The organism is Streptococcus sp. 20925_1_24, assembly GCF_041432335.1.
GTDB classification, from domain to species: Bacteria; Bacillota; Bacilli; order Lactobacillales; family Streptococcaceae; genus Streptococcus; species Streptococcus mitis_BM.
In genome coordinates this window covers 24,343-39,958 of sequence record NZ_JAPVZM010000010.1, presented here as the reverse complement: position 1 = coordinate 39,958, position 15,616 = coordinate 24,343, and the positions used below count along the sequence as shown (strand labels likewise).

Genomic DNA, 15,616 nt, shown 5'->3' with positions numbered 1-15,616 from the left:
TGAAAAGCAAGCCTTTTGTTTTTTTACCCCAAGACTCTATTTAGAAAAGTGAGCAAAAATGGTAAGTTTGCAATGATATTATTAACAATATGAATCGAATAAGAAGGATAGATACTCTTCGTATAACGTGTTAGACAGGCAAATAGACAGCCCACTGCCGTATAGACAAAAATATCTGCGAGACTTGGCAAGCTAGAAAAGTGGGGCAAGGCAAATAAGAATGACGGAAAGAGAAGATCCAGCCCCCATCTCGAATCCTTAAAGAAGGCATGTTGAAGCAGTCCTCTACATACCAATTCTTCCATCAGAGGCCCTAGTACGATTAAGGTTAGGTAAACACCAAACTCCGCAAAATTTGTCTCACTATAGGCAATAAACAAATTCCACCCTTCATTAGTTCCCTGGACGTGTTTAGCTGTCAGATAGTTAAAGCAGATAAGTACAACAGCGGCTAACACCGTCAGAACAGAATAGCTCAACCACTTTTTCCTAGGGATGCGAAAGAGATAAGCATGGCCCGACCTAACCAAAATCCAAACCATCAAGCCGATAAAGAGAAGACTGATGATGTTTCGAATCCAGATAATATTTCCTACCCAAGACGAGAACTCCCAATAATCGCTCCAAAATTGGGTTGTCCAAGACAGTCCGAAAAACAGAAACAAATAAGAAAGAATGGCACTCGTTTTGAAAAGAATAGAGTGTCTTTTCATAGAAATCCTCCCCACTATCTACAAGACAGGATGGCCCCCTCCTGTCAGGCTCTATTACTGCAAGATTAAGAAGACAGCTTGTTCTTTTTAAGGCTAACCTGACTACTAGATAATAGATACATTAAGGCATTAAAGACAATGAAAATATGTCCATAGAATAAAATCAACCTCGCATCCAAACCAAGATAAAGTTTGACCATCAAAAAGATGAGCAAAAGAATTTGAAACCATAAGGTTTTTCCAAAAATAAATTTAAAGCGGTTTCGAATGTCTACTTCCTTGATTTTTACCGCCACCCCTTTATTAGCAAGAAGGAAAATGCCTGCTTCAAATAATCCACTGTAGAGAACAATCCACCCAATAGATACGATAGAGATTTGTAAAAATGTCCCTAAAAGAATATTCAACATACTACTCACGAAAATAACAAGAAATAATCTGTATTTCATATTAAATACCTCCATTCATTTATTTCACGAACTTTTTAATAGAGCTTTCTACTCAAATACCCTGATAAAAGAGGAAAGGAAGCTACTTTTTATAATACTTCAAGCCCCAAATGAGCAGAAGCATGATAAGCAAGCAGAGAATAGCACCAATGTAGGCAATTAATTGTTGATAGAATTCTCCAGCTGTGATACCTCTATACAAACAAATGATAGACATAAAGCCTGTCAAACCGATATACATAAGTTGATTGGTTCTAGGACTAACCAAATCATCATCTTCAAACTCTCTTATCCTCATCTCCCTAGTGAGGTAAACAGTAACCAAAATAGAGGCCAAGTTAATAACCACTAAAAGAAATTGGAAAACCAATGAAAAATTTAAAAACTGACGAGATAGAAATAGATAAGTAGAGACAAGCAAGGGCAACTGACCTAGGAACAATCTCGTAAGGAAGATGTTCCGTTTTTTAGCAAGAAAAGCTTTCATTTCTTTGCTCCTTTCTTTTTAGTTAAAGCAAAATAGATCACAACCGCAATCATATAGGCTATGGTATAAAATAGATGATACCAAATACTCTCCCTAAGCGGATAAAGAAGGGTAGACATGATCAGATATAGAACGAAAATAATCAGTATTTTTTTCTTCATAAAATTTCCTCCTAAATGTATGCTTTATCTTAGTTTAGCTACAACCTTTACACTGCTAGTATAGCACTCATTTTATCCTTGGAACACTCAAATCATAAATGGTCATCAAAACATCTTGAATTGTAAAAAATTTAAAAAGCAAGCATGAAAAACATACTTGCCCTTTACACCATATTGATACCAACTTAATTTGTAGATTTTTTATTCTGCTATCACATATCATTTTGACAGGCGAAACAATATTAAAGAAACTCCCCTGTAGATTAAACTAGCGATAAAAAATCTCTTTATCTAATTAGATCTATCTTTATTCTTCTTTGGAGATTTTAAAAATTTTTCCCTAATTAAAGAAGTAATAAAAGAAACAAACATACCAACAACAAAAACAATAAGAAAACTTTTGAAATCCATAATTACCTCCAAGTACACAAGCTCAAGCCTTTAAGCAACCATAATAGCCAATTGTAACATTGTTTTTGCATTCACGAGGAATACCTCTTTTTACTTTCGTCTTATTACAACCTTAATAAGGTTAGTATACTACTATTTTTTTAAATTTTCCATCCAAATCATAAATGGTCATCAAAACATCTTGAATTGTTAAAAATAAAAAAAGCAAGCATAAAAAACATACTTGCCCTAGGGAAATTTAACAATGTGAAAATACATCGAAAGCTATTCAGCCTTACTTCCGTCTGTTCTCATATATTCTCATGATTGCAACAAGAATAGCAGCTGTCCCACTTGCCAAAGCGATAAGGGTAATGATAATGTTGAGGATTTCAGGCGTACTCCCTATTCTGTTTATAAGACGGAGTAGGGATATAACTGTCAACTGAATCAGGAGTATTGATTCTACTCTTACCATTGAAGTAAGTCTGTTCTCAACCGCATATAAGAATGATGGTAACATAACACAGGCTATAGCAATCACAAACAGATTGCTCCCCGTTTCTTCTCCCTTGTTCACCACGGAAATCATGAGAAGATTCGATGCTATGATCAACGTAGAACAGATGATAAAATAGGATTTCTTATTCATTTATGATACCTCGCATACTATAGTATTTTAATTGATGACTTTAGGCAGTACTTCTTTCCACAAATCTTCTAATCATCAACTGATATCGAGTGAATCGTTAAAACCTGACGAAAGATTTGATTTTGACAGGTGGTATTTAGACTGGTATTAGGATGGCTTTCCACAATTTTCATGACGGTATAGAGACCAACTCCTCTCTCCTCCCCTTTAGAACTGGCTCCAAAGGAGAAAATCTCAGAAATGTCTATACCCTCTTCTTTAATGGAATTTTCAATGATAAAGGTCTCCTGTGCTCCATTTTTTAAAAAAGCAATTGAAACATGAGGTTGACTGGCCTCTGCACTGGCTTCAATAGCATTGTCACAAAGGATAGACACAATAGTCAGAAAATCAAGCAGGCTCATCCCCTCTACCTGAATCTCCTCAGGAACTTCGACATTAAAGACAATGTTCTTATCTCTAGCTTTTAGAAATTTCCCTGCTAGTAGACTTTTGAGGGCTTTATCACGAATATTCACCAATCGACCAAGGTCATATTTATTGTCCTGCAATTTTTCACTAGAATCCTTTAAGACCGAATCGTAGACCTCTTTTATCTGCTCCATATCCTCCTCTTCAATGCCCAGACGTAAACTGGTCAAGAGGTTGGTGTAGTCATGGCGAAAACTCCGTACTTCCTTGTAAAGTTCCTCTATATGCCGACTATAGCGTTCCATATCTCTGTAGCGCAAGGCCTGCTCTTGGTCCAGTCTCTCATGGAGTTTGTACTTCAAATAGGTATCCAGCTTCTTGATAACCCCCATAAAAAAGAGTAGGTAAAACACTAGAATCAGATGGCGAACAGTCGTTGATTGAATACCTTGTACATTTTCAAAATAAGACAGACTTTGCATCACTAGATAGTAAGCCCCCATTATCCAGTTAATCTTAGTCAGAGACTGTTGAAAACCTTTATCGAGAATCTCCCTCCTCAAACTAGTAAAATCATAGTCTAACCATTTCAAAAAGGCTAGAGAAATAAAGCAAATGAAAATTTTTATACATAACCAAATAAAAGAGCGGTCATCATACACATGCTCTTGCCCCAAAAATGGAAGCACAAAATAGGAGACTACCCTGAAAAAAAGATTCACCAACATCATTGGAAAGAGACCATAAAAGAAGAGTAGTTTTTTAGGAAGCCCTCTTAACAATAAGAAAGATAAACCAATGCCGTACAAGGGTTCCATAAAATAAGATAGGTAAGTATTTCCTACTATATAGCTAATCGTTACAAAAACAACTGCTAAAAGTAGCTTAAAAAGAAAGGACTTAAAAACTCTCTCCAGAGTTAGAACAATTCCATCCACCTTAAAAAATATAAACAATTCCAATCCAGATATCAAAAACACATATACTATCTTCCAAACTAATTCCATTCCAGCACCTCACTTAGTGTAAGTTATTGATAGCTTCAGACACTTCCCTGACCTTATAACGCGCTATCATACAGCTTCCACCATTGGGAAGGTAAAGAAGTTTTTCTTTCTTATCCAAACGAACCACATTGGCAGGATTGATGAGAAAAGAGCGGTGGCACTGCAAGAGACGAGGTTCCTGCTTGAAAACCTCCTCTAAACTCGCTGTAAATTCCAGCCTGTCCGTCTTAGTATAGAGAATAACACGATGGGCTCTGGGCGATGTTTCGAGATAGTAGACCTCTTTAAAAGGATACTGGAATTGGGCAAATTTTGATTTAAAGTAAAAGCAATCTTCCGCCAGACTCTTACTATCTTGACTATTGGCATAGAGGAGGGCTGTCTCGATCCGAGATTCAAACTCCTCTGCCGACAAGGCCTTATCAATGTAGTCCAAAGCTGACACTTGGTAGCGAAAGGACAAGGGCATAAACTCCGAGTGAGTCGTCACAAAGACGATGAGAGCATAGGGGTCTCGATCCCGAATCTTTCTAGCCACTTCCAGACCCCTCATCTCCTCATTTCGAATCTCAATATCCAAAAAGAATAGCTGATGCACCCCCTTCTCATGCACCTCTGCCAGCAGCTGGTCTGGCTTACCAAAGACCTCAAAAGAACTGGGAGTGATATGATGTTCTTTCAAGAGTTTCTCAATCGTCGTTTCAATCCTAGTCTGTTGGGAAAAATCATCTTCTAAAACAAATATTCTCATCTTTTTACTCTCCTTGTTTCGATTTCTTCCTAAAAAGAGAATAGCAAAAATACTATGATACAAGCCCACCAAATCTTAAACAGGCCTTTAACGCTCCTGAAGGGTATCTTGTTCCTCAAATAAGCATGATAATCTTACCACTATTTTATCATAAAATCTTAACAGTACCATTCAGGAAATTTCAAGGGCAATTAAAGATTTGATGGTGAAAAAGGAGATAAAAGTGATAGACTGACAGTATCAAAACACAGTTGCTAGAAACAAGACTGGCACCCAGATTAAAGGAGGCATTCTCATGACAGATACAGACCCTATCAAAACAGCTCAGACTTTGATTACTGACTTGAACAAAGCCTACCAAGCATGCAAACAGGCAACCGCTGACGACGTCCGATTTCAGGAGCAACTGGACAATATCCTCCGCTTTCTCTCTAAAGCTGAGACAGTGGATAATCGATTCTTGATTGAACTGGAAAAATTTTACCAGACTTGCAGTCTTCTCATGGGACTCAGCGCTCTCAATCCAGACGCTCCTACTCGCACCGCTTGGCGGGCCTATGACCGTTTTCACTTTGACCAAGTCAAGACCAAGTTAAGTCTCTACGGCCCAACCATTCTCTTGTAAAAAATAAAAGAAGCTGAGACAAACTGAACTCAACTTCTTTTTTAATATCATATAAGCAATGTTAGTCCTGCATCTGACGTTTTACCTGATAAGGCAAATATAAGACTAGTAAAACCAAACCTGCACCCAGCAAGGCTAGAAGAGCAAGTTTTTCTTGGAAGGTCACAAGACCGACGATTAATTCCACTACTAAAACAAAACTGGTCAATCCTCGGACTACAGCCTGCAAACCTTTTTCCTTTTGCCCCTTGTCCAGTGGAAAGAGTTGGGTCAAATACTGGTAGTCAAAGGCGTGATAGAGGGCAAGCAACTGGAAGAGCAAGAGGTAGTTAAAGAGAACCACCACTGCTGTCGCAATCCAAGCTTGCTCGATAAAGACCTGCGCCAATATGGAAAGCAAGAGAAGTCGAAGACTGAGGGCAAAGAGGTCTCCATTTCGCAGATAAGAACGCAGATAGAGATTTTGCCAAATCTTTCCAGGCACCTTCTGAACAGCCTTTAGGATAAAGTCCAGATAGGCCCGACGCTTGACACTGTTTGAAATTCCCTTGACCTGCGTAAAGAGGGCGAAGAAACGAAGCAAGACTTGCTTGCGCTTACTTTCTTGGGAAATGACATAGTCCCAGTCCAGCCCAGTTTCAGTGAAAAATTTGCTGGCCTTTTGACGAAAGAGGATATATTTTCCTACCCCCAATAAAAGCACATAGATCAAAAAAAGTGGTAAGGCATAACCCATGGCTAAAAATAAAGGCGCAAATAAAAGCAAGAAAAGGGTCTGAACAAAGAGCCAAAAGCCTAGGGAAATAGCAGTTTGACGCTTGAGATGGAGCTTGATTTCTTCTTCTCCAACCAAGAGAAAGAGCTTGTCTGGAGCCTCCATATAGGTGGCAATTCCTCCCCAAAGTAAAAGTAAAACAGACGTAATGCCCACAAACAAAAGGATAGGCCAATGATTTTCAGGAAAATCTTGCAAGAGTTGACTGTACTGGTAGGCTAGAAAGCCCAGCAGGACAAGCAGGAACAAGACAAAGTGGTCATTGAGCACATAGCGCAGATAACCAAGACACTCCTTACGAAAAGCCTGCTTTCTCTTTAAAAACAAGTCTTTCATAGCTCCTCCTCTTTGGTCAGAGCCAAGTAAATATCATTCAAACTAGCCTCAGGCATATCAAAGGCTTCGCGCAGTTGCAAGAGATTTCCCTTGGCACGCACCTCTCCCTTGTGGAGAATGACAAAAGCATCACACATCTTCTCCGCCGAATCCAGCACGTGGGTACTCATAAGAATGGACTTGCCCTTTTGCTTTTCCACTTCCAAAAGCTGAATCAAGTCTGCAATAGCCAGTGGATCAAGACCAAGGAAAGGCTCATCCACGATGAAAAGACTCGGATCCACCACAAAAGCACAGATAATCATGACCTTCTGCTTCATCCCTTTTGAAAAATGAACAGGGAACCAGTCCAATTTCTGATCCAGACGGAACATTTTTAACAAAGGTTCTACTCGCTCAAAAGCCACCTTTTGCTCAATAGCATAAGCCATAGCAACCGTTTCGATATGCTCTCTGAGGGTCAATTCTTCATACAGGCTAGGCGTCTCAGGAATGTAACCAATCTGCTTGCGATAGCTAGTCGCATCTTCTTGCAGAGTCAGGCCATTGATATTGATGGAACCGCTATAAGGTGTCAACAGACCGATAATCTCATTGATCGTCGTTGATTTCCCAGCACCATTGAGACCAATCAAACCGACCAACTGCCCACTTTCAACGGTAAAGGACACATCTTTCAAGACAGGGACATGAACATAACCACCTGTCAGATTTTTAATTTCTAACATATTTTCTCCAAATCTGGTATAATGTAGCTATATTATATCAAAATTCAATACAGTAGAGGTAGATTTTATGTCAGATTGCATTTTTTGTAAAATCATCGCAGGGGAAATTCCTGCTTCAAAAGTATATGAAGATGAGCAGGTTCTTGCCTTTCTTGATATCTCTCAAGTGACACCAGGTCACACCTTAGTCGTGCCAAAAGAACACTATCGCAATCTTTTAGAAATGGACGCTACTAGCGCCAGCCAACTCTTTGCCCAAGTGCCAAAAGTGGCTCAAAAAGTCATGAAAGCCACTAAGGCTGCTGGCATGAATATCATTGCCAACTGTGAAGAAGTCGCTGGTCAAACAGTCTTTCATACCCACGTTCACCTTGTGCCTCGCTACAGTGCGGACGATGACCTCAAGATTGATTTTATCGCCCACGAACCAGACTTTGACAAACTTGCTCAAATCGCTGAAACCATCAAAAACGCATAAGGAGTTGCCATGAAATTATCCAATCTACTGCTATTTGCAGGAGCTGCAGCTGGAAGTTATCTAATCACAAAAAATCGCCAAACCATCACAGATGAAGTCTTGAATACCACTGACCGCGTTCAAGCTATCAAAGACGATGTGGATATTATCCAAAACAGCCTGCAAATCATCGACCAGCAAAAAGAACTCATCAAGGAATACCAAGAAGACCTGACTTACAAGTTTAAGGTCTTGGAAAAAGATATCCAGACTAGACTAGCTGTGATTAAAGAAACACAGGAAATCGAAGATAAGTAAAAAGAGCTACTCGGCTCTTTTTTAAAATGTAAACAAGTTATATCCCATCAACTATACACCATAATTTAGGCAACTCATTCACCATTTCACAACTAAATCGAAGTCTTTCCGCCGTAATGAAAACACCTGAAACAGTTTGGTTTCAGGTTTCCGGAAACTTTGAGACCTAAGTTCAAAGTTTAGGTATGGAACTTCGAAGAAGGTCGCTACCGTCCGTCATTACTTAAGGAAAGTCTTAAAAAATCTATAAAGCAAAAAGAGCCCGACGGCTCTTTTTACTTTATTCTCCATCAAAGGCATCTTTAATATGGTCAAAGAAACCTTTTTTCTTTGGATTGACTTTTAAATCACCAGCAGCTGCGAATTCTTTAAGCGCTGCTTTTTGGCGGTCATTCAAGCCTGTCGGTGTTACGACATTGACAGTAACGTATTGGTCACCAACTGCACCGCCACGAAGGCTCGGAGCTCCTTTTCCACGTAGACGGAATTTCTTACCAGTCTGAGTACCCTCTGGAATAACCAATTCAACATCACCGTGAACAGTTGGAATATCTACTGTGTCACCAAGAGCTGCTTGGACAAAGTTGAGGTTGAGATTGTAGAAGATAGTCGTTCCTTCACGTTCAAACTTGTCGCTGGCTTCCACAGAAACCACTACATACAAGTCACCGTAAGGTCCACCGTTAAATCCAGCTTCACCTTGACCAGCTAGGCGAATTTGTTGACCTGTTTCCACACCAGCAGGGATTTTTACATGTACACTATGAGCTTGTTTTTCATGACCTGTTCCGTGACAAGTGGTACATGGATCCTTGATTTCTTTTCCACGACCGTGACAGACATCACAGGTTACTTGGCGACGCATCATACCAAGCGGAGTTTGTGTATCAACGTTAATGACACCAGCGCCATGACAGCGTCCACAAGTGACTGGACTTGTTCCTGGCTTAGCACCTGAGCCATTACATGTACGACAGCTTGCTTCACGATTGTACTTAACCTCTTTTTCAGCTCCAAAAATAGCTTCTTCAAAGGTCAAATTCACACGGTATTGGAGGTCATCCCCCTGACGAGGAGCATTTGGATTGCGCGAAGCACCGCCTCCGCCGAAGAAACTTGAGAAAATATCCTCAAAACCACCGAAGCCTCCTGCCCCATCGAAACCGCCGAAACCACCAGCTCCACCAAAACCACCGTTGGCTCCAGCAGCACCGTATTGGTCATAGGCAGCACGTTTTTGGTCGTCACTCAAAGTCTCATAGGCTTCCTGAACTTCCTTGTACTTTTCCTCAGCACCAGGCTCCTTGTTGATATCTGGGTGATATTTTTTGGAAAGTTTACGATAAGCCTTTTTGATTTCGTCTGCCGAAGCGTTTTTTGACACCCCCAGACGATCATAAAATTCAGTATTGTTCATACAAGATACCAAGACCGTAAAATTCGACTGAAAAATAGGAAATCTGACGCTGAAGCGATGCTCCTAGGCAGATTTATCTTTTTTCCGAGAATTTAGGTCGGGTTCAATTCCTTTCTTTTATATTGAGTAAGAAATTTGGGAACCCGTGTTCAATTCCCTGAACACCTTTGTTCCTTTCTGTTATTGTTGCGGAACGAAACCACCATTTAGGTCGGGTTCAATTCCTGTATTTCATATTGATGAGACAAACCCCAAATAAATCAGGTTTAGACTCTTTTTATCGAAAAACAGAGGCTGGGTTGCAACCTCTGGATTTCTTCTTATCATTACGACGTTCGAGTTTTAAAAATCAAACTAGTAATGCTAAATCGAGCACTCCCTAACCTCTTGGTGAAAAAGAGACGTAACTGTTTTCGCTTTAGCGAATTACAGATGTGGCTACCTTTAGGTGCAAATCTTCCTAGAAACTAAAGTTTCTGCATCAGATTTCCTATTTTCACTGTGAGGTTTTAACGGGCTTTGCATCTTATTTTTCCGTAAACTCTCCGTCTACGACGTCATCACCTGCGTTTCCTGTTGCTTGTGCGCCTTCTGCTCCTGCTTGAGCTTGTTGCGCTGCTGCGGCTTGTTCGTAGAGTTTAACAGCAAGTCCTTGAGCTTTTTCGTTCAATGCTTCAAGTTTTGCTTTCATGTCGTCCAAGTTGTTGTCTTCTTGAGCTTTCTTAAGGTCATCAAGGGCAGCTTGGGCAGCGTCACGTTCTGCGTCGAATCCTTTGCCTTCAGTTTCCTTGATAGTCTTTTCAGTCGCAAAGATTGCTTGGTCTACTTCGTTACGAAGGTCTACTTCTTCTTTACGTTTTTTATCTGCTTCAGCGTTTGCTTCTGCATCTTTCATCATGCGGTCAATTTCTTCATCAGTCAAACCTGAGTTAGATTGGATCACAATTGTTTGTTCTTTTTGAGTTCCAAGATCTTTAGCCTTAACAGACACAATACCGTTCTTGTCGATATCAAATGTAACTTCGATTTGAGGAATTCCACGAGGTGCAGCTGGGATGTCTGTCAATTGGAAGCGTCCAAGAGTCTTGTTATCTGCTGCCATTGGGCGTTCACCTTGAAGAACGTGGATATCAACAGCTGGTTGGTTGTCTGCCGCAGTTGAGAAGACTTGTGATTTAGATGTTGGAATTGTTGTGTTACGGTCGATGAGTTTTGTGAAGACACCACCCATTGTTTCGATACCAAGTGACAATGGTGTTACATCAAGAAGGACAACGTCTTTGACATCACCAGTGATCACACCACCTTGGATAGCAGCACCCATAGCAACTACTTCGTCAGGGTTTACTGATTTGTTTGGTTCTTTACCAGTTTCAGCCTTAACAGCTTCTACAACGGCAGGGATACGAGTTGAACCACCAACAAGGATAACTTCGTCGATTTCTGACAAGCTCAAACCTGCATCTGAAAGGGCTTGACGAACTGGAACTTTTGTACGTTCTACAAGGTCACGAGTCAAATCATCAAATTTCGCACGAGTCAAAGTCATTTCCAAGTGAAGAGGTCCAGCCTCACCAGCAGTGATAAATGGCAAGCTGATTTGAGTTGAAGTTACACCAGAAAGGTCTTTCTTCGCTTTTTCAGCTGCATCTTTCAAACGTTGCATTGCCATCTTGTCAGTAGACAAGTCAATACCGTTTTCTTTTTTGAATTCTGCTACCAAGTGGTCGATGATTTTTTGGTCAAAGTCGTCACCACCAAGTTTGTTGTCCCCTGCAGTTGACAATACGTCGAAGACACCGTCACCCAATTCAAGGATAGAGACGTCAAATGTACCACCACCAAGGTCAAATACCAAGATTTTTTCTTCTTTGTCAGTCTTGTCCAAACCATAAGCAAGAGCGGCTGCAGTTGGTTCGTTGACGATACGTTCTACTTCAAGACCAGCGATTTTACCAGCATCTTTTGTTGCTTGACGTTGAGCATCGTTGAAGTAAGCTGGAACTGTGATAACTGCTTTCGTTACTTTTTCACCAAGGTAGTCTTCAGCATAACCTTTCAAGTATTGAAGAATCATAGCTGAGATTTCTTGTGGAGTGTATTCTTTTCCGTTTGCAGAAACTTTTTCAGAAGTTCCCATCTTAGATTTGATAGAGATAACTGTATCTGGGTTTGTGACTGCTTGACGTTTTGCAGCATCACCAACGATGATTTCGCCGTTTTTGAATGATACTACAGATGGAGTTGTACGGTTTCCTTCTGGATTTGCGATGATTTTGCTTTCAGTTCCTTCAAGAACTGCTACTGCTGAGTTTGTTGTACCTAAGTCAATACCGATAATTTTAGACATGTGTTTTTCTCCTTGTTAGTTAATTTTCTATTTTTGATATTTCCCTTAAGTGGTGGGGACGTGAGCAACTCCCTCCGGGATTTCATCACTTATTTTTGAGCCTATTGTCTCAAAAATCCCCTGTTTCAGTAGCAAAAGCTACTGAAACTTTCACCACGGCGGGAAATATCTTCCTTGCAAGCCTCCGGCTTGCCTCTTATCTTTCTTCATAGTTTAGTGTCGTTTCGGACAAGTTTTCTATTATGTAAATTGCGACACGAGAAGTCGAAATCGATTTTATTTCGACGACGAGTTAGTAAGGAGGCTAGGCAAACGCCATAGCGATTGCCGTTTTCTGACGAGTTGCTTCAGCAACCGTCAGAATCGCCTAGTTGTAGACAACTACCATTGCTGGGCGTAGGATGCGGTCATGGAGTTTGTAGCCTTTTTGGAAGACTTGGGCGATGGTATCTGCTGGGTGTTCATCGTCTGCTGGGAGAGTTTGGATAGCCATATGATAGTTATGGTCAAATTCACCGTCAGCTGCGATTTCTTCGATTCCTTCTTCTTTCAAAGCATGAATCAAGCTTTCTTGCACCATTTCCAAGCCCTTCTTCACATCATCTGTCAAACCTTCAACTGCGAGTGCACGCTCAAGGTTGTCCAAAGAAGGGAGAATTGCTTTTGCCAAATCCTGGCTACGATAACGTTGCAAGTTTTGACGCTCTTCATTGGCACGGCGTTGGATATTTTGCATTTCTGCATGAGCGCGAAGGTATTTGTTTTCAAATTCATCTGCACGTTCATTTGCCAAGTCCAACTCAGACTTCTCAGGAGTCGTTTCTTCTACCGTTTCCACAACTTCCTCTTCTTGAACTTCTTCTACTTCTTCATTTTTTATATCTTGGGCCATCTTCGCCTCCTTTAATGATTTCAATCTTAATGTACTTCGTAATGATTACTGCTGAGGTAGCGGTAAAAATCTGTCAACTTCATGGTCAAAACACGGTTGACCACATTGACTTGGTTGATTAGCTGTTGGTAATCCAGATTGACCGGACCGATAATTGCTAGAATTCCAACTCCCCGATAAGGAATGAGGAACTTGCTACTAATCACCGCTAGGTCTGCTAGACAGGATTCTTGGCTGTCCGCAACACGGACATTTTGCATCTGATCTTCATGCAGCCCTTCACGAATCTCCAAGGCCACCTTTTGCGGTTGGTCAAAGAACTGATAAGCTGCTAGATTGGCAAAATTCAAGAGATTGACCTTGCCTGCCACCACGATATTTTCGTTGAACATTTCCTTAAAGATGTGTTCAAAGAGATCGATAACATTATCCGTCGTTGTGAAATAACGCTGGATAATCTGCGGAATCTCCGTCCGAATCTTGTAGTGGATATCTAGAACAGTGTGACCTAGGAAACGTTCCTGAATGATTGCCTTCAGTTTCAGCAAATCTTCCTGCAAGAAGTTTCTTGGAATCAGAAACTGACTGGTAACCGTTCGAGACTCGTCTAAGGTAAATACTGCCAAGGCTGTATGTTGCCCCAAAACAACGATATCAAAGGCTGTCAACCGTTGCCTACTCGGCTCAACATCCAGTGCTACTACCGTACAGCCGCTCAGGTCTGTCAGTAGATTAGCAGCCTCTTGCAGAATATCCTCCAGTTTGAAGAACTCCTGATCAAAGGCTTTGACAATCTCATAAACCTCATTTTCAGCCAGTCGGTCAAAATCCAGTGAGTGTTTTACATAGTACTGAAAGCCAGCAACACTTGGCATCCGACCACTTGAAGTATGAGCCTTCTCAAGCAAACCTTGCTTTTCTAGAGCCGCCATGTCATTACGAATGGTTGCACTGCTAGAGTTAATAGACTCTTGCAAGGCTTTGGATCCGACAGGTTCGTGCGTTTTGGTAAAGATGTCAATAATCAGATTTAAAATATCCTGCTGACGCTCTGTAACCATCTCATCACTCCTCTCTGTCTGACCGATTAGCACTCGACACGTTCAAGTGCTAACTTATGATTCTATTATACACCCTTAAAAGAGAATGTCAAGACAAAAACTCAAAAAATTAGCACTCTTTTACCAAGAGTGCTAAAAATCAGTCTGAAGACCTAGAAACTCACTGTTCATCTACTCGGTATTTCCTTTTAAGTCTGAAAAAACCATGGATTAGATAAGAAATCATTAAAGCATATAAAAGAAAAATAATAAAGAAAGATATAGAAAGCTCTTCTTTAAATAAACTCATACAAACAACAAGACCACCCGAGAAAGTAGCTGTACAGGAACGAAGTCTAAACCGCATAACTTCCCACCTAAGATTATTACTCATATAGACTTGATCCTCTGGAAGCATATCAGAAGCTGGTTTACGAAGAACTGAACAAAAACCTCTTTCTATCAATTCCCAACCTCTATTTCTAAAATCTTGCAGTTCATGCTTATACTTTTTAAGAAATCTAGAATCATAGATACGGTAGATGACATCATCTGGTTGACATTGATCAAAATAGAAAAAACCAAAACGACTCGTTCTATACCTCCAACCTTTTAAGTGCATCTCATGCAAATACTCTTCTTCCTTGTCCAAATCAAGAATAGTGAAAATCCGAAATTGCTTTTTATTTATCATGACTTCCCCTCCAATTTTGAGCATACCTATCCTATCATAAATCTGATAATTCCTTCTTTTTATGCCATAACTTCCAGCTAATATAGGCAACTATTAACAAAAGGATTAAAGACAAGAAAACATCTAGCCCGACCGCAAGAAAACTCCATAGACCATACGCATTACTTCTATTGAGCAATTTAAGTAAGAATGGTATATGTATGGCTAGCAAAAGTAAAACAGGTACTAGTCGCAGTCTTAAAATGCGATTAACCATAGCTAACTTCCCAGCAGCGTCATTATAGATTTCAAATTCTGCATCCGATTCAATTTCAGAATGCGCTTTTCTAAAATAGGAAAAACTATTAAAGTCTGTAATATGCTCCCAACCACAGTCTTTAAACAGCTGTAAATAGGAGGTTCTCTCTGATTTTTCCATTGGGTAAAAATCCAACTGATAAGACACTTGCTCAGGCTGACACTTTTCAAAGGTATACTTAACTGCAAACAATAAGATAGAGTAGCTTACTTTTCTAAGTTTCCAGCCCTTAGCATGCATTTCTCTAAAGTACAAAGCCTCCCTCTCATAATCCGCAATTGTAAAAATTCGATAAACAATTTTCTTTTCCATCATCCTTCCTCCCGACTATTTCTGTAGAGCCGTTCAATACGCTTCAATTCAATATCTAAGACTTTTCGTCCCAAGTCTGTTATCTGATAGATTTTCCGTTTTTCCTCTTCGCGGACAAAGGAAATCAAACCATCCTTTTCCATTTTTGACAAGGTCCCATACATAGTTCCTGGACTAATCAAGACTTGCGAATCTGTCATCCCCTTGACCTTTTGCGTAATACTGTACCCATGACCTTCCTTTTGCAGACAGAACAAGATATAAAAACCCGTTTCCGTCATCGGAAGATAAACTCGACGAATCTTATCCGTTAATTTCATTTGCATTCACCTCCTATTCGATTCGATATATCG

The 15,616-nt window shown here is 40.2% G+C and carries 18 protein-coding genes; 3 read left to right on the top strand and 15 right to left on the bottom strand.

Annotated features, from left to right (window positions below):
* Window positions 1-23: 23 nt before the first annotated feature.
* The 6 genes from O3650_RS06305 to O3650_RS06280 form a co-directional block, all read right to left on the bottom strand.
* Window positions 24-713 carry a CPBP family intramembrane glutamic endopeptidase gene (locus tag O3650_RS06305; protein ID WP_153192873.1) on the bottom strand — a complete coding sequence of 230 codons (690 nt, stop codon included), beginning with the start codon at window positions 711-713 and terminating at the stop codon, window positions 24-26.
* Between the two features lie 65 nt (window positions 714-778).
* Window positions 779-1,162, bottom strand: coding sequence for an immunity protein (locus O3650_RS06300; protein WP_194250474.1), 384 nt, complete (start codon window positions 1,160-1,162; stop codon window positions 779-781).
* An 82-nt stretch (window positions 1,163-1,244) separates the two neighbouring features.
* Window positions 1,245-1,649 (bottom strand): immunity protein, encoded by a 405-nt coding sequence (locus tag O3650_RS06295; RefSeq protein ID WP_261074726.1) that lies wholly within the window; start codon window positions 1,647-1,649, stop codon window positions 1,245-1,247.
* Window positions 1,650-2,101: 452 nt separating this feature from the next.
* On the bottom strand, window positions 2,102-2,221 hold the full coding sequence (locus O3650_RS06290) for a PncF family bacteriocin immunity protein (RefSeq protein WP_004269601.1): 120 nt from the start codon (window positions 2,219-2,221) through the stop codon (window positions 2,102-2,104).
* A 699-nt stretch (window positions 2,222-2,920) separates the two neighbouring features.
* Entirely contained in the window at window positions 2,921-4,270 is a 1,350-nt protein-coding gene (locus tag O3650_RS06285; RefSeq protein WP_261074725.1) for a sensor histidine kinase, read from the bottom strand.
* A gap of 13 nt (window positions 4,271-4,283) precedes the next feature.
* Window positions 4,284-5,021, bottom strand: coding sequence for a response regulator transcription factor (locus O3650_RS06280; protein ID WP_261084392.1), 738 nt, complete (start codon window positions 5,019-5,021; stop codon window positions 4,284-4,286).
* 295 nt (window positions 5,022-5,316) lie between these two features.
* On the opposite strand from O3650_RS06280, the gene O3650_RS06275 reads away from it, so the two are divergent.
* Window positions 5,317-5,646: a helicase BlpT gene (locus tag O3650_RS06275; protein WP_261048230.1), complete on the top strand. Its 330-nt coding sequence runs from the start codon at window positions 5,317-5,319 to the stop codon at window positions 5,644-5,646.
* Between the two features lie 61 nt (window positions 5,647-5,707).
* On the opposite strand, the gene O3650_RS06270 is transcribed toward O3650_RS06275, so the two are convergent.
* Together O3650_RS06270 and O3650_RS06265 are read right to left on the bottom strand one after the other, a co-directional pair.
* Entirely contained in the window at window positions 5,708-6,757 is a 1,050-nt protein-coding gene (locus tag O3650_RS06270; RefSeq protein WP_261048233.1) for an ABC transporter permease, read from the bottom strand.
* Window positions 6,754-7,485: an ABC transporter ATP-binding protein gene (locus O3650_RS06265; protein ID WP_261070595.1), complete on the bottom strand. Its 732-nt coding sequence runs from the start codon at window positions 7,483-7,485 to the stop codon at window positions 6,754-6,756. The genes O3650_RS06270 and O3650_RS06265 overlap by 4 nt, the downstream gene beginning before the upstream one ends.
* A 67-nt stretch (window positions 7,486-7,552) precedes the next feature.
* Between O3650_RS06265 and O3650_RS06260 the strand changes: the two genes are divergently transcribed.
* Both O3650_RS06260 and O3650_RS06255 read left to right on the top strand, forming a co-directional pair.
* Window positions 7,553-7,963: an HIT family protein gene (locus tag O3650_RS06260; RefSeq protein WP_261048237.1), complete on the top strand. Its 411-nt coding sequence runs from the start codon at window positions 7,553-7,555 to the stop codon at window positions 7,961-7,963.
* 9 nt (window positions 7,964-7,972) lie between these two features.
* A complete protein-coding gene (locus tag O3650_RS06255; RefSeq protein WP_000777748.1) occupies window positions 7,973-8,260 on the top strand; it encodes a hypothetical protein in 288 nt (95 codons plus the stop codon).
* Between the two features lie 280 nt (window positions 8,261-8,540).
* Here the strand turns inward: O3650_RS06255 and dnaJ are convergent, their stop codons facing one another.
* From dnaJ to O3650_RS06220, 7 genes are all read right to left on the bottom strand, one after another.
* Window positions 8,541-9,677 (bottom strand): molecular chaperone DnaJ, encoded by a 1,137-nt coding sequence (gene dnaJ, locus O3650_RS06250; protein WP_049493653.1) that lies wholly within the window; start codon window positions 9,675-9,677, stop codon window positions 8,541-8,543.
* Between the two features lie 526 nt (window positions 9,678-10,203).
* Window positions 10,204-12,027 carry a molecular chaperone DnaK gene (dnaK, locus tag O3650_RS06245; RefSeq protein WP_000034661.1) on the bottom strand — a complete coding sequence of 608 codons (1,824 nt, stop codon included), beginning with the start codon at window positions 12,025-12,027 and terminating at the stop codon, window positions 10,204-10,206.
* Window positions 12,028-12,394: 367 nt separating this feature from the next.
* A complete protein-coding gene (gene grpE / locus O3650_RS06240) occupies window positions 12,395-12,919 on the bottom strand; it encodes a nucleotide exchange factor GrpE (protein ID WP_000046038.1) in 525 nt (174 codons plus the stop codon).
* A 26-nt stretch (window positions 12,920-12,945) separates the two neighbouring features.
* On the bottom strand, window positions 12,946-13,980 hold the full coding sequence (gene hrcA, locus O3650_RS06235) for a heat-inducible transcriptional repressor HrcA (protein ID WP_000255754.1): 1,035 nt from the start codon (window positions 13,978-13,980) through the stop codon (window positions 12,946-12,948).
* Between the two features lie 160 nt (window positions 13,981-14,140).
* On the bottom strand, window positions 14,141-14,653 hold the full coding sequence (locus O3650_RS06230; protein ID WP_261048241.1) for a DUF2812 domain-containing protein: 513 nt from the start codon (window positions 14,651-14,653) through the stop codon (window positions 14,141-14,143).
* Window positions 14,654-14,687: 34 nt separating this feature from the next.
* Window positions 14,688-15,263, bottom strand: a complete 576-nt coding sequence (locus tag O3650_RS06225) for a DUF2812 domain-containing protein (protein ID WP_203175818.1) — start codon at window positions 15,261-15,263, stop codon at window positions 14,688-14,690.
* Window positions 15,263-15,583 carry a PadR family transcriptional regulator gene (locus O3650_RS06220; RefSeq protein WP_203175810.1) on the bottom strand — a complete coding sequence of 107 codons (321 nt, stop codon included), beginning with the start codon at window positions 15,581-15,583 and terminating at the stop codon, window positions 15,263-15,265. The genes O3650_RS06225 and O3650_RS06220 overlap by 1 nt, the downstream gene beginning before the upstream one ends.
* Window positions 15,584-15,616: the final 33 nt, after the last annotated feature.